At 67.7% G+C, this 22540-nt stretch carries 16 protein-coding genes and 1 pseudogene; 3 read left to right on the plus strand and 14 right to left on the minus strand.

The window, feature by feature from the left end; all coding sequences use genetic code 11:
* Nucleotides 1-74: 74 nt before the first annotated feature.
* Nucleotides 75-1037 (plus strand): hypothetical protein, encoded by a 963-nt coding sequence (locus EJJ38_RS14525; protein WP_127090841.1) that lies wholly within the window; start codon nucleotides 75-77, stop codon nucleotides 1035-1037.
* Nucleotides 1038-1107: 70 nt separating this feature from the next.
* Here EJJ38_RS14525 and EJJ38_RS14530 read toward each other — a convergent pair whose 3' ends face one another.
* The 5 genes from EJJ38_RS14530 to EJJ38_RS14550 form a co-directional block, all read right to left on the minus strand.
* Nucleotides 1108-4035 carry an autotransporter family protein gene (locus EJJ38_RS14530; RefSeq protein WP_127090842.1) on the minus strand — a complete coding sequence of 976 codons (2928 nt, stop codon included), beginning with the start codon at nucleotides 4033-4035 and terminating at the stop codon, nucleotides 1108-1110.
* Nucleotides 4036-4160: 125 nt separating this feature from the next.
* A complete protein-coding gene (locus EJJ38_RS14535; RefSeq protein WP_127090843.1) occupies nucleotides 4161-5324 on the minus strand; it encodes a PepSY-associated TM helix domain-containing protein in 1164 nt (387 codons plus the stop codon).
* A 92-nt stretch (nucleotides 5325-5416) separates the two neighbouring features.
* Entirely contained in the window at nucleotides 5417-7840 is a 2424-nt protein-coding gene (locus tag EJJ38_RS14540; RefSeq protein WP_164738519.1) for a TonB-dependent siderophore receptor, read from the minus strand.
* A gap of 174 nt (nucleotides 7841-8014) precedes the next feature.
* Entirely contained in the window at nucleotides 8015-8965 is a 951-nt protein-coding gene (locus tag EJJ38_RS14545) for a FecR family protein (protein ID WP_127090845.1), read from the minus strand.
* A 19-nt stretch (nucleotides 8966-8984) separates the two neighbouring features.
* Nucleotides 8985-9506, minus strand: coding sequence for an RNA polymerase sigma factor (locus tag EJJ38_RS14550; RefSeq protein ID WP_127090846.1), 522 nt, complete (start codon nucleotides 9504-9506; stop codon nucleotides 8985-8987).
* Nucleotides 9507-10043: 537 nt separating this feature from the next.
* Between EJJ38_RS14550 and EJJ38_RS14555 the strand changes: the two genes are divergently transcribed.
* Both EJJ38_RS14555 and EJJ38_RS20935 read left to right on the plus strand, forming a co-directional pair.
* Nucleotides 10044-10265, plus strand: coding sequence for a hypothetical protein (locus EJJ38_RS14555; protein ID WP_127090847.1), 222 nt, complete (start codon nucleotides 10044-10046; stop codon nucleotides 10263-10265).
* Nucleotides 10266-10308: 43 nt separating this feature from the next.
* A complete protein-coding gene (locus EJJ38_RS20935) occupies nucleotides 10309-10665 on the plus strand; it encodes a hypothetical protein (RefSeq protein WP_245454257.1) in 357 nt (118 codons plus the stop codon).
* 256 nt (nucleotides 10666-10921) lie between these two features.
* On the opposite strand, the pseudogene EJJ38_RS14570 reads toward EJJ38_RS20935, so the two are convergent.
* From EJJ38_RS14570 to EJJ38_RS14620, 9 genes and pseudogenes are all read right to left on the minus strand, one after another.
* A pseudogene (locus EJJ38_RS14570) lies at nucleotides 10922-11488 on the minus strand (transglycosylase SLT domain-containing protein); the annotation flags it as partial.
* A complete protein-coding gene (locus EJJ38_RS14575) occupies nucleotides 11436-13001 on the minus strand; it encodes a flagellar hook-length control protein FliK (RefSeq protein ID WP_127090849.1) in 1566 nt (521 codons plus the stop codon). The gene EJJ38_RS14575 and the pseudogene EJJ38_RS14570, both read right to left, overlap by 53 nt.
* Nucleotides 12998-15499 carry a hypothetical protein gene (locus tag EJJ38_RS20335; protein WP_164738520.1) on the minus strand — a complete coding sequence of 834 codons (2502 nt, stop codon included), beginning with the start codon at nucleotides 15497-15499 and terminating at the stop codon, nucleotides 12998-13000. Before EJJ38_RS20335 ends, EJJ38_RS14575 begins: the two co-directional genes overlap by 4 nt.
* Nucleotides 15496-16803, minus strand: a complete 1308-nt coding sequence (locus EJJ38_RS14595) for a MotB family protein (protein ID WP_127090853.1) — start codon at nucleotides 16801-16803, stop codon at nucleotides 15496-15498. The genes EJJ38_RS20335 and EJJ38_RS14595 overlap by 4 nt, the downstream gene beginning before the upstream one ends.
* Before the next feature lie 7 nt (nucleotides 16804-16810).
* Nucleotides 16811-17449, minus strand: coding sequence for a hypothetical protein (locus EJJ38_RS14600; protein WP_127090854.1), 639 nt, complete (start codon nucleotides 17447-17449; stop codon nucleotides 16811-16813).
* A 3-nt stretch (nucleotides 17450-17452) separates the two neighbouring features.
* Entirely contained in the window at nucleotides 17453-19114 is a 1662-nt protein-coding gene (gene fliF, locus EJJ38_RS14605) for a flagellar basal-body MS-ring/collar protein FliF (protein WP_127090855.1), read from the minus strand.
* A gap of 223 nt (nucleotides 19115-19337) precedes the next feature.
* Nucleotides 19338-20630: a flagellin N-terminal helical domain-containing protein gene (locus EJJ38_RS14610; protein ID WP_127090856.1), complete on the minus strand. Its 1293-nt coding sequence runs from the start codon at nucleotides 20628-20630 to the stop codon at nucleotides 19338-19340.
* 551 nt (nucleotides 20631-21181) lie between these two features.
* Nucleotides 21182-21925 (minus strand): flagellar type III secretion system pore protein FliP, encoded by a 744-nt coding sequence (gene fliP / locus EJJ38_RS14615; protein WP_245454281.1) that lies wholly within the window; start codon nucleotides 21923-21925, stop codon nucleotides 21182-21184.
* Between the two features lie 92 nt (nucleotides 21926-22017).
* On the minus strand, nucleotides 22018-22539 hold the full coding sequence (locus tag EJJ38_RS14620; RefSeq protein ID WP_127090858.1) for a flagellar basal body-associated FliL family protein: 522 nt from the start codon (nucleotides 22537-22539) through the stop codon (nucleotides 22018-22020).
* Between the last annotated feature and the right edge of the window lies 1 nt (nucleotide 22540).

Raw genomic sequence — 22540 nt, forward strand, 5'->3', positions numbered from 1 at the left:
CCGGCTCCCGGCCTCCTATGCCCGCTCCCTCACAAGGACTTGAATCTGCCTTGGTTTGAAGGCACGTCACGCGCATGTCTGCCCGCGCCGCGCTCACCGCCCTCTCCTGCCTCGGCCTCGCCCTTCTCGGCGCGGTGGCGCCTGCCGCTGCGCAGGGGACGCCCGCGTTCGGCACGCCCACCGTTCCCGCCGACAGTTTCGGCCCGCCGCCCGGCGGGCGCACCCCGCCCGGCACCGCGCGCGAGCCCCATGCCGTGCTGCCCCAGCCCCCGGCCGGAAAGGTGGTGCTCGGCGCCTATGCCCGGTTCGGCGCCGAGGGCGCGCCCATTCCGCGCGGCGTGTCCTGGCGGGTGTTCGCCGATACGCCGGAAGCCTCCGGCGCCTTCCCGCTGGTGGCGGAAAGCAGCGATCCCTTCCCGGTCTTCTTCCTCAATCCCGGCGGCTATGTGGTGCATGTGAGCTACGGCTTCGCCACGGCCGCGCAGCGGGTGCAGATGGGCGCCATCTCCAAGCGCGAAGCCTTCCTGCTTCCCGCTGGCGGCCTGCGGCTCGGGGCGGATGTGGAGAACAAGCCCATCGCCGCGCAGAGGGTCACCTTCGACATTTTCGAGGGCTCCTTCCTCCAGGGGCGCGCATCCAGCCAGCCTTATTATCGCGGCGCCAATGCAGGCGAGGTGGTGATCCTGCCGGAGGGCACCTATCATGTGGTCTCCTCCTATGGAGACGCCAATTCGGTGGTGCGCGCGGACGTGTCCGTCCAGCCGGGTAAGCTCACCGACGCCACGGTGCACCACCGCGCCGCGCAGGTGACGCTGAAGCTGGTGAAGATCACCGGCGGCGAGGCCCTGGCGGATACCCAATGGACGGTGACCACGCCGGGCGGCGACACCATCAAGGAATCCATCGGCGCCTTCCCGCAATTCGTCCTCACCGAGGGCGACTATGTGGCCTTCGCCCGCAATGACGGACGCACCTTCAGCCGCGAGTTCAAGGTGGAGGCCGGGCAGGACCAGGAAATCCAGGTCCTGCTGAAATAGCGCGCCGGGAGCCGCCCTTTCAGGTGCTCCCGCCGCAGGGTCGAAGGGCGTGAAGCGGCGCGGGCGCCGCTCAGAAGGTCCAGGACAGGTTGGCCGAGAAGGCATTCACCGTGACGCCGTCGCCGAACTGGCCCACATAGGAGGCGCCGACCCGCGCCTGGGGCGTGACGATGAGGTCGATGCCCGCCTCCATCAGCGCCGCATTCTGCGCCAGCGGCACACCGGACACCGAGAAGGCGGCACCGGGCACGGCCGAGATGGCCAGTTGCGCGCTCGGCGTCGTGTCGCCGAAGGCATATTGCCAGGCGGCGGACGCATGGGGCGCCAGCACCATTCCATTGGACAAAGCGAAGCTGGTGGCCGCGCGCAGGCCCAGCGTGCCGTAGCCGATATTGGACGTGGCCGACCCCGCCGTGAGACCGGCGGCGGGCGCCCCGTTCTCGGTGAAGCCATCGGTGTTCACATGCACCAAGGCAAGCCCCGCGAAGGGCTCCAGCGCGAGCCCCTGGACGGCGAAGCCGTAACCCAGCTCCGCGAAGATCTGCCCCGTGCCGCCGTCATATTGCGCGGTCGCCGTCTCCAGGAAGCCGGGGAAGGCGATGGCGCGGCTGGCATCCACCTGGTTGAAGGCATAGGTCGCCCCGAGCCGGACGTTCACCGGGCCCAGCATGGTGCCGCCATAGAGCGCCACCAGCATGGAATTCACGGTGCTGGAGGCATTGAGATCGGAAACGCTGGCGCCCGACTGGGAATAGCCCAGCGCCGCGCCGACGCGCCACGCGCCCGCCTGGATGTCCGCGCCGGCCATGAGGCCGCCCACGGTGGAATCCACGCCGGACGTGCCGTTCTTGCCGTCATAGCTGGTCCAGCCGCCGAAGCCCTGCACCCAGGCCGTGGTGCCCATGGGGATCGCGGACGGTGCCACGGGCGCCGGCGCGGCATAAGCAAGCGCCTGGGAAGCGGACGCGGCTGCGGTCATTTGCGGCCCGAGATTCGCCAAAGCCGGCCCGCCATAAGCGAGCGCGGCGAGCGGACCGGACGTGCCGCCATAGGCTCCTTGGCGCAGGCGGTCCAGCACGGCGCTGCGGCTATAGAGGCTGTCGCCCGCCAGAACCGTCTGCTGGCTGGCATAGGCCTCGCCCGACAGAGCGGAGAGAGCGAGGGGAAGCTGGGCGGCGCTTAGCCCATAGAGGGTGGTGAGCATGCTGTCCGCGGCGGCGCCCGCATTCGCCGACGCGCCGCTGTTGAACGCCCGGTCCAGTCCGGCGCCCACGGCGGACTGGTTGGCGGTGAGGCCCGCCTGCTGCCCCATCTGCGAGGTGAGGTTCACCATCACCTGCGTATCGGAATAGCCGATCTGCGCGCTCACGAAGGTGGGCAGGCCGGACGTGGCGAGGGTATCGAAGGTGCCCGTCATCCCGTCCGTCACAGCCATCAGGGTGTAGCTGTTGGACAGATCGGAGGTGAGGAAGGGTACCTGCAGCGTGCCCGCGAGCCGCGCGACGCCGGTGATGCCCAGGAAGTCGCTGCCCGTATCCCCCACGCGCAGGGAGAGGGTGCCGGCCTGCGTCTGCACATAGGTGCCGCTGAGCAGATGGGTGATGGACACGCCCGTGCCGCTCACGCCGATCCAGCCGCTATTCTCGAACCTTTTCTCCGGCCCGGCGGTGGCGGCGATCCGGCCGTCGATGATGCCGGTATTGACGATCACGGTCCCGAAGCTGTCGGGGCCGGTGCGCAGCACATCGGCGACGGGCTCCGCCTGGAGGGTGCCGGAATTCAGCAGCGTGCCGTAGACGCCGTGCAGTTCCACCGCCGCGCCCACGAGGCCCGTGGCCGTCACGGTGCCGCTATTGGTGAGCACGCCGTAGGTCTCGCCGCGCATGCCCACGCCCGCCACGCCGCTCACATGGACGGTGCCGCTATTGACGATGTCGTCGCTCTTGCGGCCGGACAAGGCGGCGGCATTGTCCGCGCTTGAGGTCAGCGTGCCGGTGTTGCGGATGGGATTGTAGAGGCCGGGAATGGTGGCGATATAGGCGGTGATGCTGCTGCCGTTCTGGACGATGCCCACCACCTTGTCGCCATAGGCCGAGTTGGACGAGACGGTGTCGCCGGGAATGTTGATCTCGTACCAGGTGACCGAGCCGTCCGCCGCCACATGCATGACCGCCGGATGGGTCTCGCCATCGGCCGTGATCCAGTTGGCGACCAGATTATATTCGTCCGTCCGGCCCGCGCCGACGATGCCCTCGAAATGGGTCGCGATGGCGCCGGGGTGGTTATACTCGGTGAAGGTGCCGGTCACCTTGTCGTAGATATAGCCCTTCTCGGGGCCGAGGCCGCCGCCGGGTGCCGCCTCGAAATAACCGCCCGCAATCTTGTCGCCCCAGATGCCATAAGCCGTGGTGCTGATGGCGCCCGGCTTGTTGTTGGTGGTGTAGGCGCCGGTGCGGATGTCGTAGATGAAGGCGTTTCCGGTATCGAGCTGGGTGTCGTAATTGCCCACCACCTGATTGCCGAACGTGCTGTGGGCGATGGTAAACAGCGTCGGCGACCCGCCCGAGCTGGGATATTGCAGGTTGGTGAGCTGCTGGCCGGGCGCGGCGGCGCCGTCATACAGATAGCCGATGTCATAGGGCGCCGACGCGGTGGTCTGGTAGCTGCCGACCGCGCGCAGGATGCCGGACTGGGAGCCGAAGCTCGGCCCATAGGGCGAGGAGATGATGGCGCCCGGATAGTTCGCGCCATTCGCGGTGGCCTGCGGAAAGGCCGACCATGTGCCGCTGCCCATGTCGTAGAGCAGCCCACCCGTATAGGTGGTGCCCGGAATGATGTAATTGCCGGTGATGATATTGGCGTGGATGCCGGTGAAGAAGGTGTCGAGGCCCTCGAAGCGAAGCGTTTCGTAGCTGAATGCGGGCTCCGGCTCCGCGAGCGCCGGCTGTGCGCAGACAATCAGACCCAGCCCTGCGGCGAGCGACCCTTTGAAATTCATGACCCAACCCCTCGGCCACGCCGAACGCGCGCGGCGGTCCACTGTATCCGAGGCGGGGCGAACGGGAACGGTCTGGCGGTACCGATCCAAAAATAGACACGCTGGAACCGGCCCAGCCGCCCCTCTCACCGGGATGCGGTCGCGCGCGATCCTGAGCGACCGCCGGGGCGGCCACGCCGCGCGCGGCGCTTGATCCACCAGATGGCGACGCCGGTCACCGACAGGCCGGCCACCACCAGCCCCGCAAGAGCGATGAGGATGCGCCCCGGCAGGCCCGCGATCCGGCCGCTATGGATGGGAAACTGAAGCTGGAGGAAGGTATCGCCCGCCGTGCCGGCGCCCGGGACCACCTCTCCCACAGGCGCGGCGGTGCGGCCGTCGAAATAGAGCCAGGGGCTCGTCATCATGTTCTCGCCGCTGCCGAAGCGGACGCCGAACAGGCCGAAGGCCGGGGCGTAGAAGATATAGGTGGGCGCCAGGGTCCAGCCCCGTGCGCGGGCCTCCGCCTTCGCCCGTTCCAGCACCAGATCATAGGAGAGGCTTCGCGCCAGCGGCTCCGCAGGCAACGGCCCCCCGAGGGGATGCGGCGTGAGGGGTGAGAAGAGCCGCACCACGGGCTCGAACACCTGCGTGCGCAAATTCATGGCGACGGATGACACCGCCAGGACGATCAGCAGCACGAAGAGCCACAGGCCGGTCGCCCGGTGCCAGTCCAGGTTCAGGCGGAACGTGCTGCCGCCCTTGATGGCGAAGGCGCTGCGCCACTTGCGGAAGAACGGCTTCCCCAGCGGGAATGTCAGCGCCACGCCGATGAAGCCATCCAGCAGCCAGAACAGGGCCACCCCGCCCATGACCAGGACACCGAGCGCCCCCGGCAAACTGAGGCTGTGATGGAAAGTGTAGAGAAACGGGATGAGATGTTCCCGCGAGACGCAGCAGGCGCCCCACACGCGGGAGCCGAGAATCGCGCCGCTCACCGGATCGAGGCTGAACCAGTCGGCCGGCGGATCCCCGGCCGCCATCTCCGCATCGCCGCGCGCCATGGCGCGCAGCTCCACCGGGCCGTCCCGGGTGCGCTCCAGGCTGACGGACCAGACCGACAGGCGGGGATCGTGCGCCTCGACCTTGGCGGCCAACGCCTCGGCGGAGAGAAACGGCCCCTCCCCTGTCGTCTCATAGAAGGCGGGATTGAGCAGCGCATCCAGTTCCCGGTTGAAGGCGATGATGCTGCCCGTGAGCCCGGCGAGGGTGAGGAAAAGCGCCGTGGTCAGCCCGATGCAGCGATGCATCAACACCAGGACCGGCCGGACCTTCCAGGTGCGGCCGGCCGGGCGTGGTCCGGTATTCGCCCTCGGCTGGACCGACGGCCGGCTCGCCTCGCTCACCAGCGATAGGCCAGCGTGCCGTAGACCGTGCGGCGCGTGCCGTAGATGACCGAGTTCCAGTAGAAGCCGGGCGTGTAATAGTCCGTGTCCAGCAGGTTGGTGCCGGAAATGGCGAGGGTGGCGCCCTTCAGCCGCCGGTCGAACGCACCGAGGTCGTACTTCAAGGCGGCATCCAGCAGCGTGTAGCCGGGCACGCTCACCTGCGCACCGGAGACAGTCTCCATCACCGCATCGGAACTGCCCACATAGCGCACGCCGCCGCCGAGGCCGAGGCCATTCAAGGCGCCGTCACGGAAGGTGTAATAGGCCCACAGCGCGGCCGCATTCTCCGGCACGCCCGAGGGCGCCGTGCCGGCCTTGCTGGTCCCGTATTCGTTGGGATTATCCTGCGTCACCTCGGCGTTGAGATAGGTATAGGACGCAATGACATCGAGGTTCGCCGTGAGGTTCGCCTTGGCCTCCAGTTCGAAGCCCCGCACGCGCACCGCCCCATCCTGCACCGAATAGCCGAAATTCACCGGGTCGTTGGTGAGGACATTCTGCTCGGTGATCTGGAAGACCGAGGCAGTGAACAGGCCGCGGAAGCTGGTGGGCTCATACTTGATGCCCGCCTCATATTGCTCGCCCGTGGTGGGCTTGAAGGCATTCCCCTCGAAGTCCGTGCCCGCAATGGGCAGGAACGAGGTGGAATAGCTCGCATAGGGCATGAGGCCGTTGTCGAACTTGTATCCGAGAGCCACGCGGCCCGTGAAGGCGGCATTGGTCGCCACGGCCTCCTCGTCGGTGAAGCCATAGTCCGCCAACAGGGTACGGGAGTTGTAATTATATTCCTCGTTGCGCACCCAGTCCTGCCGCCCGCTCACCGTGAGCAGCCAGTTTCCCAGGGTCATCTGGTCCTGCGCATAGACGCCCATCTGCAGCAGCTTGCTCTGCGTGTCGGACCAGGGGAGGCCGAACTGATAGCCGAAATCGTAGTTCGGATTGAAAATGCTGATGGCGTTGTAATTGGTGGAATTGGTGCGCGTCTCCGTGGCGTTGTAATAGCCGCCATCCAGGCCGAACAGCACCTCATGGCCGATGGGGCCGGTGTTGAACATGCCCGAGAGCCGGTTGTCCATGAGGAAACTGTCGGAGGTCTTCGGCCGGAGCTGCACGCCGATATTGATATATTGGCCGTCCACCACCGCCAGCGTCAGGTCCGAGCCCCAGGCGGAATTGAAGTCCACCTCCGAATGGACGTAGCGCGCGTTCTGCTGGAACCTCCAGCCGGTGTCGAACTCGTGCTTGAACTCATAGCCGATGGAGCTGTTCTCCACGTTCCAATTGGTGAGGCCCGGCGCACCGAGATAGAGGCTGGGAGAGATTTTCGGCCCCAGGTCGAAGACGGTATTGGCCATGGGCAAGCTCTGTTCCGAGCCGCCCTTCTCCGTTTTCTGGTAGGCGGCGAGAATGGTCAGGCTGGTCTGCCCATTGGGCTGGTAGGTCACGGCCGGGGCGAAATAGATGCGGTTGTCCGGCGAGAAGTTGATCTGGGTGTCGGCGTCGCGGAACAGGCCGGTCAGGCGATAGAGCCAGGTGCCGTCTGCGGTCGCCGGGCCGCTGATATCGAAGGCGCCCTGCAGCCGGTCGAAGCTGCCGGCCAGGATCTCGATCTCGCGCAGCGGAGTGGCGGTCGGGCGCTTGGTGATGGTGTCGATGATGCCGCCGGGCACGCCGGAGCCGTAAAGCGCGGAGGCAGGCCCCTTCACCACGTCGATGCGTTCGAGGCCATAGGTCTCGATGTCGGCATCATAGGCGTTGAAGCCGCCCCGCAGGCCGTCGCGATAGAAGGCGGCCTGGTCATTGGCGCGGAAGCCCCGCAGATAGATGTCCGGCATGCCCTGGCCGCCGGGATAGTCCACCACCCGGATGCCGGGCGTATAGGCCACCGCCGCATTGAAGTCCTGGACCCCGCGCTGGTCCATTTCCTGGCGCGTGATCACGCTGACGGACTGGGGAATGTCGATGATCGGCGTGTTGGTCTTGGTGCCGGCGCTGGTGGCCAGCGCCACGATCTGCTGGTCGTCGGCGATGCCTGTGACCTCGATGCCGCCGAGCGGGATGGCACCTCCGGCATCGCCGCCCGCCGCATTGGGCCCGCTGATGGTGACCGTGTCGCTGCGCGTGAAGCGGTAGACAAGGCCGGTTCCCTGGAGCAGGCGGGCGATCGCCGCATCGGGCGTATAGGCGCCGCTCAAGCCCGGCGTCCTGCGGCCGGCCACGAGGTCTGACGGAAACAGGAGACGCAGCCCGGCCCTGTCGGCGAACACGGTGAGCGCGCTGCCGAGATCCTGGGCCGGAATGTTGAACGCGATGGCGGCGGGCGGGGTGCCCTGGGCGCCTGCGGTTGTCGGCAGCGCGGCGCCGAGGACGAGGGCCATCGCCGCCGATCCCAGCCAGTTCACACGTCGTGCCGTCCGCTTCTGTCCCCCACCCATCGTCCCAGCTCCTGTCTGCAGCGCGCGGCAGCAGCCGTCACGTGTCCCTGAGACAAGGACGAAACCAGCGCGGAGAACTTGCAGCGCCGCGTGCGATTTTTTTGAAAGCCTCTCCCGTCAGAGGATGATGTTGAGCAGCGGCAGGCGCAGCACGCGCACCGGCAAGGTCTGCTCGATGGTCTCCAGGACCGATTGCGGGTCGTTGAGATCGAACACGCCGGTCACTTCCAGCGCCTTCAGGCTGCTCCCCGCGATGACGATCCCGGTATGCGTATGGCGCTGCAACTCGCTGACCACGTCTTCCAGGGGGCGCCGGTTGAAGATCAGTTTGCCGCGTCGCCAGGCCGTCGCCATGCCGGCATCCACGCTCTGGGGCGCGGCGACACCCCTGGCGCCGTAGCGCACCGCCTGGTCCGCCCGCACCGTCGTGCCCTCCGGGGGACCACCATCGATGCCCACCGCCACAATGCCTTCCACCACCGTGACGGCGACGCTTTCCGCGCGCATGTCCACATCGAAGGCGGTGCCCACGGCGCGCGTCCAGCCATTGGCGGCGGCAACCACGAAGGGGCGAGCCGGATCGGGCTGCACCGTGAACAGCGCCTGCCCCTCAATGAGCCGCACGCCCCGGCGGGCGCCGGAATAGTCCAATGCCAAAGCGGTGCTGGAATTCATCAGGGCCCGCGAGCCATCCGGCAGGACGGCTTCGCGCACCTCCCCCACGCCCGTGGAATGGTCGGCCAGCATGCGCCGACGCAGAGGGCTCGACACCGTGGCCGCGAGACCGAAGGTGGCGATCACCCCGCCGGCGATGAAGGCGCGGCGGGTCATGCGGCCACGCCCTGCCTTCCTCTCCGCCCGCACGCGCCCGCCGGCCGGGCCGAGACCATCCCACAGGGCCTCGGCCTCCTGCGCGGCCGTCTCGTGCGCGGGGCTCAGCGCGCGCCAGGCCTGGAAGCCGTCACGCTCGGCCTTGCCCGCGACGCCGGAATGCAGGCGGACCACCCAGTCGATGGCCTGATCGCTGAGGGCGACATCCGCGAAGGCTTGCTGCCGGGACACATTCATGGGTCGGTTTCTGAGCCGCTCAGAGCGCCCTCAGGCTGTCGCGACAATGGCGCAGCGCCTGGGCAAGATATTTCGCCACCATACTCTGGGACACGCGAAGGCACACGGCGATTTCCGCATGGGAGAGCCCGTCGCACCGGTTCAGCAGCAGCGCCGTGCGCGGCTTGGCGGGCAGGTCCATGAGCGCGCGCACCAGCGCACGCAGTTCGTCCCGGTGAAGAGCATAGGCTTCCGGGGACGGCGCCTGGTCGGCGATCTCGCGCAGGACGCAGTCATCACTCAGGCAGCGGGAGGTGTGGCGCTTTTCCCGCCGCAGCAGGTCGATGGCGATGTTGCCGGCGAGGCGCAGGAGAAAAGCATATTTGTCCTGCACGGCGGCCGGCTGCTCGGCCATGGCGGCGAGCCGCAGCCACGTCTCCTGCAACGCCTCTTCCGCCAGATCCCGCGACCCTGTGCGCCGGCTGAGATGCCCGCGCAGCGTTCCCAGCTGGTGCAGATAAACCAGCATCAGATCCGAGGGCGCATAAGGGACAAGAGCCATGAAAAATGCTCTCAGATATTCAATCTCTCCCGTGATTAGAGAATCGAACTCAATACCGCAATACTAATAAGACATATCTCGAATGAATAAATGATCAGTTTAGAGTTTTTCTATTTATCAAAATAAAGCAACATCATGATCTATGCGGATAGGCATTTGAAGGTGCGGGCATTTCGCAGAACACGAAGTAGGATCTGCGCGCCGGCTTCGCGGATGATGCTCCACCGCGACTGCGGAACCCCGTGAAGGAGACGGCATGGCCATGAGGCCAGGGTCATGCCGCCGGGCACGGCCAAGCGCGACGAACGGGCGGGAAAGACAATCCGCGCCCATCATCGGCCAGCGGAATCCCCGGCTCCTTAGCGCGACAACTTCCGCTGCCACGCCTTTCCTTATGCGAGCATGGGAGCGAGGCTTTTCCAGCCTATTAACCAATTCACAGATAACTCTCTACATTTATTCATATAAAATTCTTTGCCCTCAAAAACCACTGTCACCTATACCGCCTCGAAAAGTTCACTTTTGATTTCATTGGACATGTTCAGTGTTTCCAGAAAATATACGCTCGTTATCTATCGACAACAATGGACGCTTTGGTGCGCCATCGAGCTTGAGAAGGGCATTATCCCTACGCAGCTCAACGGCCAGGGCAAGGCAGGTTGGCAAATGCGGAGCGGCCGTTACGAGTTTGCCGAAGTCGGCCGGCGCGAACGAACGCTTCAAACCATCCGAGGCAACATCCGCGATCTCAGATCCTAGGTCTGATCGACATTTAGCGTAGCCAGATCATGGATGCGGCGAGGTGCACGAATCCGGTGAAGTGAATTGCCCGGCGGTCGTAGCGCATAGCGAAGCGGCGGACGTGCTTGAGCTTGTTGAAGCATCGCTCGATGCGGTTACGGTGCTTTTAGCTGGCGATGTCATGCGGGATGGCGATCTTGCGGCAGCGGTTCGACGGGATTACCGCCTCGGCGCCCATGCTGGCGATCAGCGCGCGCAAGGCATTGCTGCCATAGGCTTTATCGGCGTGCACGGCTTCGGCGGGCATCGCGTCGAGCAGGGCTGGCGCGGCGGTTATGTCACCCGCCTGGCCGGCGGTGATGATGAAGCGGAGCGGTCGGCCATCCCACGCTCCGCGCCAAAACACGGAACCTCATGAATCAGACCGCAACAACCTTGGGAATCACAAATGTCGACCAGACCTAATTGGCCTGCGCGTCCTCGGGCTCTTCCGCGTCATCCTTGCCGATCGCCACCGGGGCGATGAGCATGGGCATGGACAAGGCCCTGCCGGGGCCGCCGGGAGGCGGCAAGGCCGGGAGGACGGACGGCGACGGGCCATTGGGTGCTTGCGCCTGGGCCTGAGGTTGCACCTTGGGCGGCATGGGCGTGCCCACCGCTTCCGGCGGGGCATCGCAGAAGGCTTTGGCCTGGGGGGTCCAGGAGCCGAAGCCGGACCGCACGAGGTTGCGCATCACGTTGCACACATAACGCTGTTGGGCGGGGGTGTTCTTCGGCCCGGCATTATAGCGGGCGGCGGCCATCACCCAGCTTCCATGCCGCTTGTAGAGCACATTGAGGAAGCGCGCCGCCTGCTCCACATTGGCGCGCGGATCGAACATCTCCTCCAGCGAATTGAACTCGGCCTTGTGCCAGTAATAGTTCGCCTGGAGGCAGCCGAGGTCGATAAGCTCGGTGCCGGTGGCCCGGATCTCGTTGAACTTGCGGATGGCATCCGCCCGGGTCTTGCCCACATAGCTCACGGTCTTGGTGGCCACCAGGAGGGGCTGCAACGTGCCGTTGCCGCCGCTTTCGGTGAGCCCGACCGCATAGAGAATGGGAAGCGGCACGCCGAATTTGACGGACGCGCGGGCGATCTCCGCCTCGCAGATGCCCAGCTTCAGCTTCTCGGGGGCGGCGATGGCGCCGCTAGCGCTCGTCGCGAGCAGAACGATCGCCGCCAGAAGGCGTCTCGCGTTCATCATGCCCCTTCCTTTCGTTCTCGCCCTCCGCCTGCTCCTCAGACCCGCCACCCCCGTCGCCCTGCTCGTTGGCGAACGACAGGACGGTGCGCGGCAATGTCTCGAAGCGCGTCCAGGCACTCTGGTCGCCCGCATCCACCACCGACACGCGGGCCTCCTCCACACCTTCCGCCGCCAGCATCTCCGCCAGCTTGGCATGGTCGTTCCGGAGCATGCGGGCGGTGTCCGGATTCTCGGCGCTCAGCCGCACCTCCAGCCCGGAATCGCCCATGCGCATGCGCACCGTCACGGTGCCGAGGTCGGACGGATGAAGCTGGATGTCCAGCAGCCGGAGCGGCCCGCCCGCCGTGCGGGGCGCATCCTGGCCCGTGGTGGCGGGATTGGCCATGCGCGCCAGTTCCGCGCCGATGGCGCCGGACACCTGGCGCAGGTTGGACTGGGTCAGGCCCTGCTGGAACCCGCCGGTCCCGGTCAGGCTGCTCTCGCCCGCGGCATCGGCCTGAACGGGCTCCGCACCCGCCGGTTCCGTCTCGGCCACGCCGGCGGCCTGCTCCTGGCGGGCCGCAAGGCGCGCCTCGCTGCGCTCCTGCGCCATCCGGGCCGTGGCGCGATCGATGCTGGAGCCGCGCGGGCCGTCCTGCGCCTCCCGCTTCCGGGTCCCCTCCTCCGCATCGGTGCCGGCCGCCGAAGGGTCTTCGCCCGGCAGGGAGAAAGCGGGCGCCTGCGATCCGGCGGCCCCGCCCAACTTGGCGGGGGCGAAATGGGTTTCGCGGCTGAGGACCGTGATGCGGATGGCCGAGGCGGGATCCTCGCCCTCCACACCATCCCCCTGGAGCCCGGCGAGGGCATCCTCGGCTGCCGCCTGCTGGCCGCCGGGCGCCTCTTCCGCTGCCTCGCCCGCATCTTCGGCGGCGGGGGGCTGGATGAGAGCGGGCACGGCAAAGTCGGCCGCCATCCGCGCGGCATCGGCGCCGAGCGCCGCCCGGGCATCGGCCGCGTCCTCGCCGTCCACCTCGGCGGGATGATCCGCCGACACGGACGCATGGGTCCGTGTGGATGTTGTACCGTCGAGCACTGCCTGATGGGCACCGTGCGCACCCTTCGCGCCCGGCCGCTGCCGGGTGGAACGGGCATCGGCCGCCGCCTCGTCCTGCGTCAAAGCCGCAGTCTCGACCTGCGCCGCCTCGGCCGAAAGGCGCACCGTGTCGCCTTCGGCGGACGCCCCATCGCCCTTGAACAGCGTGGCCAGATATTCGCGCCGGAACAGGGAGCGTCCGCCATCGGCGGCGGCGCTCCCCTCCCCTTGCTCCTGGCCACCGCGCGAACCGAACAGGCCGGCGGTCTCAGAAGTCCCCCGGCCGCCCTCCCGCTGGACATCCCCGCCGCCGAGGCCGTCCATGAGGGCACCGAACAGGCCGTCATCCTTCTGCTCCTGGCCGCCCTGCCCACCGGAGTGGCCATTGACGCGACCCGGGCCTGACAAAGTCTGGCGATCGACCTCAAACGTGCTCATCGCGGACTTCCCTTCAACGACGCATCCGCCTCGGCCAGGGCCGCGCGGGCCCGGTCCATGACGGGGAGCATCTCCTCCCTGGTGAGCGGTCCCGCGCTTTCCTGCGGGCGCTGCGGCAGCGCGGATGCGGGCTGGGGCGCAGCGCCCGCAGGCGCGGATGCAAGAATTGGCTGAGCGGCATTCTCGGTGGCGCGCTTCACATTCTCTGCGGTTGCGGACGCCGCATCCAGCAAGGCCGCGTCGGCGGGCGCCAGACGATCCCGGTCGATGGCCCGCAATTCCGTCAGCGCCTCGCCATAGGTTTGCGCGGAGGGCGCAAGCGAAGCACCGCGATAGAGCCGCGCGCGCTCCGCATCGACGCTGCCGTCGGGCATGGCGGACAAAGCGCGCTCCGCCGCGAAGTTGGCGGCGGTGGTGCGCCCCTGCACCACGGCGGTGCGCGCCAAGGTCAGCTCCATGTCCCGGCGCCTCTCGGGCTCCAGCATTTCCATCATCTGCTCCAAGCGCTGGAACTGCTCGGGCTGGTTGCCATAGCCCATGCGGTTCAAGGCGTTCGTGAAGCTCTGCCGGAAATTGCCGGCATAGACCGAGTTGCGGAAGCGGAAGAGATATTGGCGCGAGAGATATTCGAACTGCGCCGTATCGTTCATCTGGGCCGCCACCAGGATGGCGCGGCGCAGGGCCGCCTCCTCCACCAGCGTCCCCGGCGCGAGGACGCGGGCGACGCCCAGGAGATGGGCGGCCTTGGCGGGCTCCTTGCGCAGCACCAGCGCCGCCTGGGCCAGCGCCACCTGCCCGCCCAGGCTCGCGGGCAGGCTGCGGGCATCAATGTCCTTCAGTTGCCGCAGCGCCTCGTCCTCCCGTCCCTCCAGATAGGAGAGCGTGCCCCTCAGAAGGCGCTGATCGATGGCCGGGCCGGGCTGCTGGTCCATGATCCGCCGCAGCACGGCGGGATTGCCGCCGCTGAGGAAATATGTGACGATGGCGCGGGCATTGTGCGGGTCCTCCCACACCGAGGGCTCCGCCGCCGCGAACTCCCGCTCGATGCGCGCGATGAGATCGCGCTGCACATTCATCGCATCGGCCGAGCCCTGGGCCAGGCTGTCCTGGACGCGGCGCAGCGCACGCACGAGATCCTGCGGCCAGAGGGGCGCGCGCCGGCTGCCGGGGGATTGCTCGACCTGCCCTGCCGGTGCCTGGGCCTGGGTCGCGGGCGGTGGCGGCACGGCAACGACGGCGGGCACCGCTGCCGGCGCAGGCGGAACCTCAGCGACCGGCGCGGCGGGCGCGACCGAAGGCGGGGGCGCCGCCACCGGCACGGGCGCCGCCGGGCGCGGAGCCACGGGCGGGAGCACCGGAAGGTCCGGCGTGGCCACGACGGCCGGAGCAGGGCCGGGAGGGGGTGGCGCGGGCTGAGCCGCCACGGCGGGGGAAACGGGGATCGAGGACGGCGTCTGGGGCGCCACGGCAGGCGCCGGCGCCGCGACGGCAGGCGCCGGGGTGGGAGCCTGCGCGGGGGGCGGAGGCGCTGCCGGAGGCTCGGCCGGCTTTGCGGCCTCCTGCTTCAACGCATCCGGCTTGGGCGTGGGAAGCTTGGGCGTGGGAAGCCTGGGGGTCGCGGCCTGGGGAGCGGCAAGCGGGGCGCTCGCACCGGGGGCGGAGGCGGGCGGAAGCGACGCCGGCTGCGCGGCGGGCGGCGCGGGAAGCGGAATATTGACCGGCGCGGCCGAAGCCGGGCCGATGGGCGAGAAGGCCGCCAGGGCAGTGAGCGATGCGGGCGTGAGAACGCCATCCGTCAGCGACAGGAGCGAGAGGGCGGAGGGTGCTTCGGGAGCGGCCCCCACATTCGGCGGTACCACCGCTTCCGCCGCTGCCGTCACAGGGGCAGCCTCTGCGGCCGGAGCGGGATTGGCGGCCGGCGCCTCGGCAGCCTGAGGCGCGGGGCTCTGAGATGCGGGAGCCTGCTCCTGCGCGGCGGCGGCTTGTGTCGTCGGGGCCGAGGCTGCGGCGTCCGGAGGCACAGCCTCCTGCGTGCCCTCGGCCTGGACGGTCTCGGGCTCGGCGGCAGGCGCCATGCCGATGGCGGGCGCCTCCACGGGCACGTCCCCCGGAGCGGTCGCCAGATTGCTGGGCGGCGGGAGGGCGCCGGGACGGGCGATGGACGGAGCCTCCGGGGCGTCCGAAGGGCGAGGCTTGGGAACCGGAACGGCCGTCACCACCGGGCGCGCGGGAACCGGCGCGGTGGTTGCGGGGGCCGAAGCCGCTGCAGCGGGCGGCGCGGCGGAAGTGGCGGCGGGCGCCGGAGCGGGTGTCGGCGCAGCTGTCCTTGGCCGCGCGGGCGTGGCGGCCGGAGCGGGCGGCGGGCGCGTGGCGGGCGCTGCGCCGCCATCCTGCCGCAGGCCGCCCCACGGGTCTTCCGCCGCCGACTGGGCGAACGCCGGGGCCTGCGCCAGCAGCAGCGCCACCGAGGCCAGCAGACACCCGAGACGACGGCTCACTTAGACGGCTCCCTTAACAGGATCTCGATTCGCCGGTTCTCCGGCGCGTTGGGATCGGAGGTATTCTTCAGGCCGCGATCCGCGAAGCCCTCGATCTTGACGAAGCGCTTCTCATCCAGGCCGCCGCGCGCGAGCATGTAATAGGTGATGTGCGCCCGCGCCATGGAGAGGCGCCAATTGTCATAGGTGTCGGACCGGAACGGGCGCCCGTCGGTGAAGCCGCGCACCACCACCTCGCCCGGCCGGCCGGCGAGGATCTGGCCGACCCGCTCCATGACCCGCACGAGGCGGCCATCCGGCACCGCCGAGCCCACGGCGAACATGCTGAAATTGGTGTCGTCCGTCAGGTTGACGACGAGCCCTTCCTTGGTGGCGCGCACTTCCACATTGGGAGCGCCCAGCGTGCCCATATTGGCGCGCACCGCCTCGTTGATCTGCGCTTCGACCGATTGCGCCTGAGCAGCCTGGGCCTGGGCTTGCGCCTGGGTCGCCTGCGCCTGGACCTGGGCCGCCTGCATCTGCGCGGACTGGCCGGGCTTGGCCTGGGCTGCCGCTCCGGCCGTGGCGCCGGAATTGGCGTCCGCCGGCTTGTCGGCCTTTCCGCCCTTCCCCGGCTGGCCCGCGGGAAGCACGCCCGCCTGGTCCTTGCCGGGAAGATCGGTGCGCACGTTGGACACGTCGGGCAGGTTGCCGCTCGCCGGGTAGAGCGCGTTCTGGCGGGTGCCGTGCTGCTCGCTCACCGGCTTGGTGGCCACCGCCGTCTGCCAGTAAGCGGGGTCGAAGGGATCGCGGTTCACCTCGCCCTTGCCGCTGCCATCCACCATGGCTTCGCCCGCATTCACGCCGGTGGCGGTGGCGGCCCGTGCCTCGCTGGTCGCCCCGGACTTCGGATCCGCCGCCGCGGCGATCACGGCAAGCGTCGCATAGGGGTCCTGGAACAGCGCGCGCTCGCGCGCGCCCTGCTGGATGTCCTCGCCCTGGCCGTAGCGGGGGCCGACCGTATTCTTCAGCGCCGACTGCTGCTCGCCGATGTCGGAGGTGCCCTCGTCTTTCAGTTCGTCCGGCTCCCCCAGGCCCCGCCGGGGCGAGAGGTTGTCCGCCAGATTGACCGGGTTGAAATAGTGGGCGATCGCCTTGCGCACATCCTGATCGGTGACGTTGATCAGCCACATGATGAGGAAGAAGGCCATCATGGCGGTCATGAAGTCCGCATGCGCCACCTTCCAGGCGCTGGAATGGGCCTCGTGCTCCTCTTCCTCCACGCGCTTGATGATGATCAGTTCTTGGCCGGCGCGATCGGACATGGGGGCCTCACGCCTCGTTCTGGCCGAGCCGTTCGGCCCAGGCGCGGATTTGGGTTTCCAGCACGGTTTCCCCCGCCACCACCCGCACGTCCATGCCGCCTGTGGCCTCGAACACGCAGGCCGCGGGATCGCCGAGGCGCGCCTTCAGGCGCTCCAGCAGGTCGGCGGGTCCGGAAATCTTCAGCACGGGCCGGTCTTCCCGCGCCAGGATCGGCCCCATCAGGCCCTCCAGCTCCTCAAGGGCCCGGCGGCCGACTTCGCCGCGCAGGAAAGGCAGGAGAATGGGGACGATGGCGGCCGAAAGCCGCTCTTCCATCTGTGTGAGGGCGCCCGAAAGGGTCGCGGCAAGCTGCTCGGCTTCCTGCTCGGCCCACTGGGCGCGCGCCGCAACGAGACGCTCCTCGAAGCCGCGCTCCGCCTCGGCCATCTCGCGGGCCGCCACGTCGCGCGCGGCGGCCAGTCCCGCCTCGCGTCCGCGTGCCTCGGCGTCCCGGGTGATCGCCTCCACGTCCACCTTCGGCGGCTCGGGCGCGGCGGGCTTGCCGATGGGCGCAGGCATCTCGGCCTGAACCGCCCGGAACATGGTGTCGGTGACCTTCTTGGCCTTGACGGAAAAGTCGGGCAGGTGGCGGACGACGGCGTGCATGGATCAGGCCCTCGCTTCCTGGCGCAGCCACTGGCGCAGGATCGCCGCCGCCTGCTCTTCGTCATATTCCACGATCTGCTCCAGCTTCTTCTGGGGCGAGCGGTTGAGGCGGCTGGTGAGGTCCTCGATGAGGTTGACCACCGGCTGGTTGGCGGCGGTGAACGACATGCCGCCGGCCAGCGCGGCGGCCTCCGCCAGTTCGGCCTCGCCCTGCGGAGAGGCCAGCATGGCGGCCTCGATGGCTTCCACATCCGTCTCGGGCCGGGCCAGGATGGCGCGCACCGCGGGCCGCAGGCCGAACCAGATGAGGAGCGCGGCCACCACCAGGATGGTGAGCGCGTTCACCAGCGTGCCGGCCTGGCGCAGCAGCAGCTCGCTCCAGCTCAGCGGCGGGATCGGCTCCATGGAATGGCCGCCGTCCGCGAACATGGTGGCCACCACCTTCATCTTGTCGCCGCGCTCCTTGTCATAGCCGGCGGCGGAAGCGGCGAGCTGCTCGATCTCGTAGATCTGCGTCTCGATGGGCACCACGTCCGAGCCCTTGCCCGCATTGGCGGCGAGGCGGTCGCGGTTCACCAGGATGGCGATGGAGAGATTCTTCAGCCGGAAGGCGTCGCTCACCGTCTGGGTGGTGCGGCTGGAAATCTCGAAATTGGTCAGCTCCTCGCGCCGCTCGTTCTGCTCGTTGGAATCGGTGCCCTGGGCATTGGCGTTGGGCTGCTGCTGGGGAATGTTCTGCTGCACCGTGGTGGGCGGCTGCTGCGACTTGTTCTGCGACAGCTCCTTCTCGCGCACCACGCGCACCGAGCGCTCGGTCTTGGACGCCGGATCGAACACCACCTCGCTGGAGGTGGTCTTGTCGGTGTCCAGGAGCGCGGTGACGCTGATCTCGAAATTGCCGATGCCGAGATAGGGCGTCAGCGTGCGGCGGATCTTCTCCTCCGTCTCGCGCGCCGCCTGCTGCTGGAGCAGGGACTTCTTGCCGGCGGGGGCATTCTCGGAATCCTCACCCGAGGTGAGCACCGCGCCCTCGGTGTTGAGCACCGTGACGGCATCGAGCTTCATGCCCGGAATGGCGGCGGCCACAAGGTGGCGGATGGCCTGGGCGGTGGAAGCATCCTCCGCATTCTCCGTGCGCACCACCACCGAGGCGGTGGCCTGCTGGGCGTCGCGGCGGAAGGAGGAGCGGTCCGGCAGCACGATGTGCACGCGCGCGGCCTTGATGCCCTTCATGGTCTGGATGGTGCGGGCCAGCTCGCCTTCGAGGGCGCGCACCCGCGTCACTTCCTGCATGAAGGAGGTGAGGCCGAAGGAGCGCACGTCGTTGAACAGCTCGTAGCCGGAACTGTTGCTCTGGGGCAGGCCCTTCACCGCCAGCAGCATGCGCGCCTTGGCGGTGTCGGAATGGGCGGTGAGCACCGTGGTGCCGTCCGAGGACACGTCGAAGGGAATGCTGGCATCCTTCAGGGCGCTGCCGATACGCCCTACGTCCTCGCGGGTCAGGTTGGCATAGAGGGTCTCGCGCTCGGGCTGGCTGAGATAATAGGCGCCGAGCCCGATCATGGAGAGGACCACGACCCCGATGACACCGAGCGCCAGGAGGCGCCGGGCCCCGAGAGCCTGAAGGTTGGCGAGGAGGAGGCTGAGTTGCTCGCGCCCGATCATGTCCGCCCGTCACGCTGTACGCGCCGCCGCTAAGCGGCGCTGACGCGGGCGCTGTCATGGCGCCCGGCGGGGTATCCGGTTGTCCGGGGAACCCCACGGGAGGCAATCTGGGGGAGGAACCTTGCATGGGCATTGCAAACGAAAAAGGCCGCGCTCCCGAGGGAGCGCGGCCCGGATTGAGACCCCATGCGCCGGGGGAACCCGGCGCCGGGGCGTTCCGCGATCAGCGGAAGAGGCTGAGGACGTTCTGCGAAGAAGAGTTCGCGATGGAGAGCGCCTGCACACCGAGCTGCTGCTGGGTCTGGAGGGCCTTCAGGCGGGTGGACTCTTCTTCCATGTCGGCGTCGATCAGCGAGGACACGCCGGCGTCGATGGTGTCGACCAGCGAGGACACCAGGGTCTTCTGGGTATCGATGCGGGTCTGCTGCGCGCCGAGGTACGACGCAGCGGTCGTCACCTGGGACAGAGCCTCATCCACAACCTTCAGGAAGTTGGTGACCTCGGAGCTGGTGGCACCGTCGACATCGATGTTCGCCACAGAGGTCGCGTCCGCAGCCGCAGCGCTGGTGGTCAGCGCCGGGGCATCAAGGCCGAGATTTGCGACGATCGTAGCATTGTTCGTGCCGGTAGCGGTCGTGGCGCCGATATCGAAGTCTTCCGTGGACGCGAAGGACAGCGTGCCGGTCGCGCTCACCGTGGCTTCGATCCCTTCAATGCCGGCGTCGGACAGGGCCTGATTGACCACCGACGCAAAGTCAGCCGTGCTCTGGATGATGTTGCCGGTGATGCCGGCGGCGGCCAACGTATCCTGATTGATTTCGACCGTCTTGGCGGGCGCACCATTCTGGGACACGGAGAACGAGACGAGATCGTCGGCGGCAAACGTCACCGGGGTCGTGGTGAAGTTGGAAGTGGCAGCGGTGGAGGCCGTGAACGTGCTCAGCTGGATCTGCTTGTCCAGGATGCCCGACGCCGTACCGCCATCGGCGATGTCGCCATAGAGACGCATGTCCTCGATGTCCACGTCGATGGTGCTGACGTCCAGCTTATTGCTCGAGTCGCGGGAGATGGACGACACGATGGACTTGGTGAAGTCCGTGGACGCGCCAGTGGACAGCCAGTTCTGGCCCGAGAAGGACGAGGTGGAGGCCACCGTCTTGAGCTGCTCCTGGAGGGCCGAAATTTCCTCCTGGATGGCGGTGCGGTCAACGCCTTCACCGGCGGCGGTGGTCAGCTTGTCCTTGATCTTGCCGAGCAGGTCCTTGGTCTGGTCGAGGCCGTTATAGGCCGCGTCGGCGATGGAGGCACCGAGGCTCAGGGAGTCCGTCACCGCGCCGAGCGAGGAGGAGTCGGACTTCATGGTGGCGGAGATGGACCAGTAAGCGGCGTTGTCGCTCGCCTGGCCGACCTTGAGGCCCGAAGAGATACGGCCCTGGGTGGTCTCCAGCGCCTTGTTGGTGGCCTGCAGGGTGCTCAGGGCGTTCTGAGCCGACATGTTGTACAGGATGCTAGACATGATGATGTCCCTCAGTCTTGAGAAAAGATGAGTTGGGACATGCCGGATTTGCACCGGAATGGCAGGGCGGCATCATGCCTTTGATGGGATTTGCCACTCGGGCGATCATCCCGTCTGCTCTCAGAAGCGAGCAGTTCAACCTGCCATGAAAGTCAGCCTGGACGACCAAGCTTGCGTGAAGCTTGCATCTGCATTTCGCGGCCGTCAACCCGTTTCTTTTTTTGCCGGCGCGGAAATGCGTCGGCGACCGCCACTGTGGCGATGCGATAAAATATGTTTATTCGTCAATGTCTTACGGCGCGACACCGCCAGAGAACCGCGCTCGTCACACGCTGGAGAAAGCGCCGCGGCCTGTCACGGCCGGGGCTTGTCCGGGCTGGCACTTAAGGGCCAATCGCGGATGCCGGAGCAAGCCCGGGCATGACGGCCGGCAAGGGTGGAATTCACGCACAAGACGACCGCCGCCCCTCTCGCAGATAGCTCAGCGCCAACGGCGCCGAACACGGGGGCGGGTGATGAAAAGCTCGGGTTTCGGACGATGAGGCGCCCGCTCAGAAATAGGAGCGCACGAGGCTGCCCACCAAGAGGTTCCAGCCGTCGATCAGCACGAAGAACAGGATCTTGAAGGGCAGCGAGATGATGGCCGGCGACATCATCATCATGCCCATGGACATGACCAGCGTCGCCACCACCATGTCGATGATGAGGAACGGCAGGACGATCAGGAATCCGATCTCGAAGCCGCGCCGCAATTCCGAGATCATGAAGGCGGGGATGAGGATGCGCATCTCCACCTTCTCCACGCCGTTTTGGGTGGACGGCGGCGTCCGCCCGTTGGCGGCGGCGAGGTCGGCGAAGAGCTGGAGATCCTTGGGCCGCACATGGGTGACCATGAATTCGCGGAACGGCGTGATGATGCGCTCCAGCGCCTCTTCCTCGGAGATGGTCCGCTCGGTAAGCGGCTTGACGCCCTCCTCCCAGGCCCGGTCGAAGGTGGGCCCCATGACGTAGAAGGTCATGAAGAGAGAGAGCGACAGGAGGATGAGGTTGGCGGGCGTGGACGGCAGGCCGAGGCCGGAGCGCAGGAACGAGAAGGCCACGATGAAGCGCGTGAAGCTCGTCATCATGATGAGCAGGCCCGGCGCCACCGACAGCACGGTGATGAGGGCCACCATCTGGATGATGCGCCCGCTGGCCGCCCCGCCGCCGGTATCCTGAAGGATGGCATCGAGCGGCGGCACCTGCGCCAGCGCCGGCCCCGCCAGCAGCAGCCCTGCCCCACCGCCGAGCACCACAAGGGACAGGCAGACCAGAAGCTTTCGGGAAAGAGACCACCAGGCGACAGTCCGCGCCTGCGGGGTCGCCTCACGCACGCGCCCCATCCGCCTCATTGAACGACCATCTGCTCGATCACGAGTTCAGCCAGCCTGCCTTCCACCCGCAATTTGGCCCGCTCGTTGAGATCCTCACGCAGATTCTGCATGGCGCTCGGCCCGCCGAGCTGGCTCAGGGTGAGGGTCCGGAAATAGGTGGAGATGTCTTCGCGGATCTGCGCGGCGGCCACCTGCGGATTGGGCAGGTCGCCATTCTTGAAGATGATGGCACCCTCGATGCGCACCCAGGCATTGGTGGGCGCGGCGAGATTGGCGATGATGGGCTTCAGGGGCTCGATGACCATGTCGCCGTTATAGCGCAACACGGTCGTCTGCCCAGTGCGATCGTCGCCCTGCTGAAGAACCACCTGCCGCAACGTGGAGGCCAGCTGGAAGCCGAGCCCCACGCCGGTGACGATGGCCACCAGCGTGAGCAGGCCGAAGGCGAGCAGCAGGCCGCCCTTCTTCTTTTCCTCGCCAGTGCCGGTGACCTTGATGGTCACCTTCTTGAGTGGTTGTTGCGCGGCCTTCAGCATC

It is taken from the genome of Aquabacter cavernae, from assembly GCF_003993795.1.
Lineage (GTDB): Bacteria > Pseudomonadota > Alphaproteobacteria > Rhizobiales > Xanthobacteraceae > Aquabacter > Aquabacter cavernae.

Coding starts and splice junctions, on each gene's coding strand:
- EJJ38_RS14525 (WP_127090841.1), top strand. CDS start 75: ATGTCTGCCCGCGCCGCGCTCACCGCCCTCTCCTGCCTCGGCCTCGCC.
- EJJ38_RS14530 (WP_127090842.1), bottom strand. CDS start 4,035: ATGAATTTCAAAGGGTCGCTCGCCGCAGGGCTGGGTCTGATTGTCTGC.
- EJJ38_RS14535 (WP_127090843.1), bottom strand. CDS start 5,324: ATGCATCGCTGCATCGGGCTGACCACGGCGCTTTTCCTCACCCTCGCC.
- EJJ38_RS14540 (WP_164738519.1), bottom strand. CDS start 7,840: ATGGCCCTCGTCCTCGGCGCCGCGCTGCCGACAACCGCAGGCGCCCAG.
- EJJ38_RS14545 (WP_127090845.1), bottom strand. CDS start 8,965: ATGAATGTGTCCCGGCAGCAAGCCTTCGCGGATGTCGCCCTCAGCGAT.
- EJJ38_RS14550 (WP_127090846.1), bottom strand. CDS start 9,506: ATGGCTCTTGTCCCTTATGCGCCCTCGGATCTGATGCTGGTTTATCTG.
- EJJ38_RS14555 (WP_127090847.1), top strand. CDS start 10,044: ATGTTCAGTGTTTCCAGAAAATATACGCTCGTTATCTATCGACAACAA.
- EJJ38_RS14575 (WP_127090849.1), bottom strand. CDS start 13,001: ATGAGCACGTTTGAGGTCGATCGCCAGACTTTGTCAGGCCCGGGTCGC.
- EJJ38_RS14595 (WP_127090853.1), bottom strand. CDS start 16,803: ATGTCCGATCGCGCCGGCCAAGAACTGATCATCATCAAGCGCGTGGAG.
- EJJ38_RS14600 (WP_127090854.1), bottom strand. CDS start 17,449: ATGCACGCCGTCGTCCGCCACCTGCCCGACTTTTCCGTCAAGGCCAAG.
- fliF (WP_127090855.1), bottom strand. CDS start 19,114: ATGATCGGGCGCGAGCAACTCAGCCTCCTCCTCGCCAACCTTCAGGCT.
- EJJ38_RS14610 (WP_127090856.1), bottom strand. CDS start 20,630: ATGTCTAGCATCCTGTACAACATGTCGGCTCAGAACGCCCTGAGCACC.
- EJJ38_RS14620 (WP_127090858.1), bottom strand. CDS start 22,539: ATGCTGAAGGCCGCGCAACAACCACTCAAGAAGGTGACCATCAAGGTC.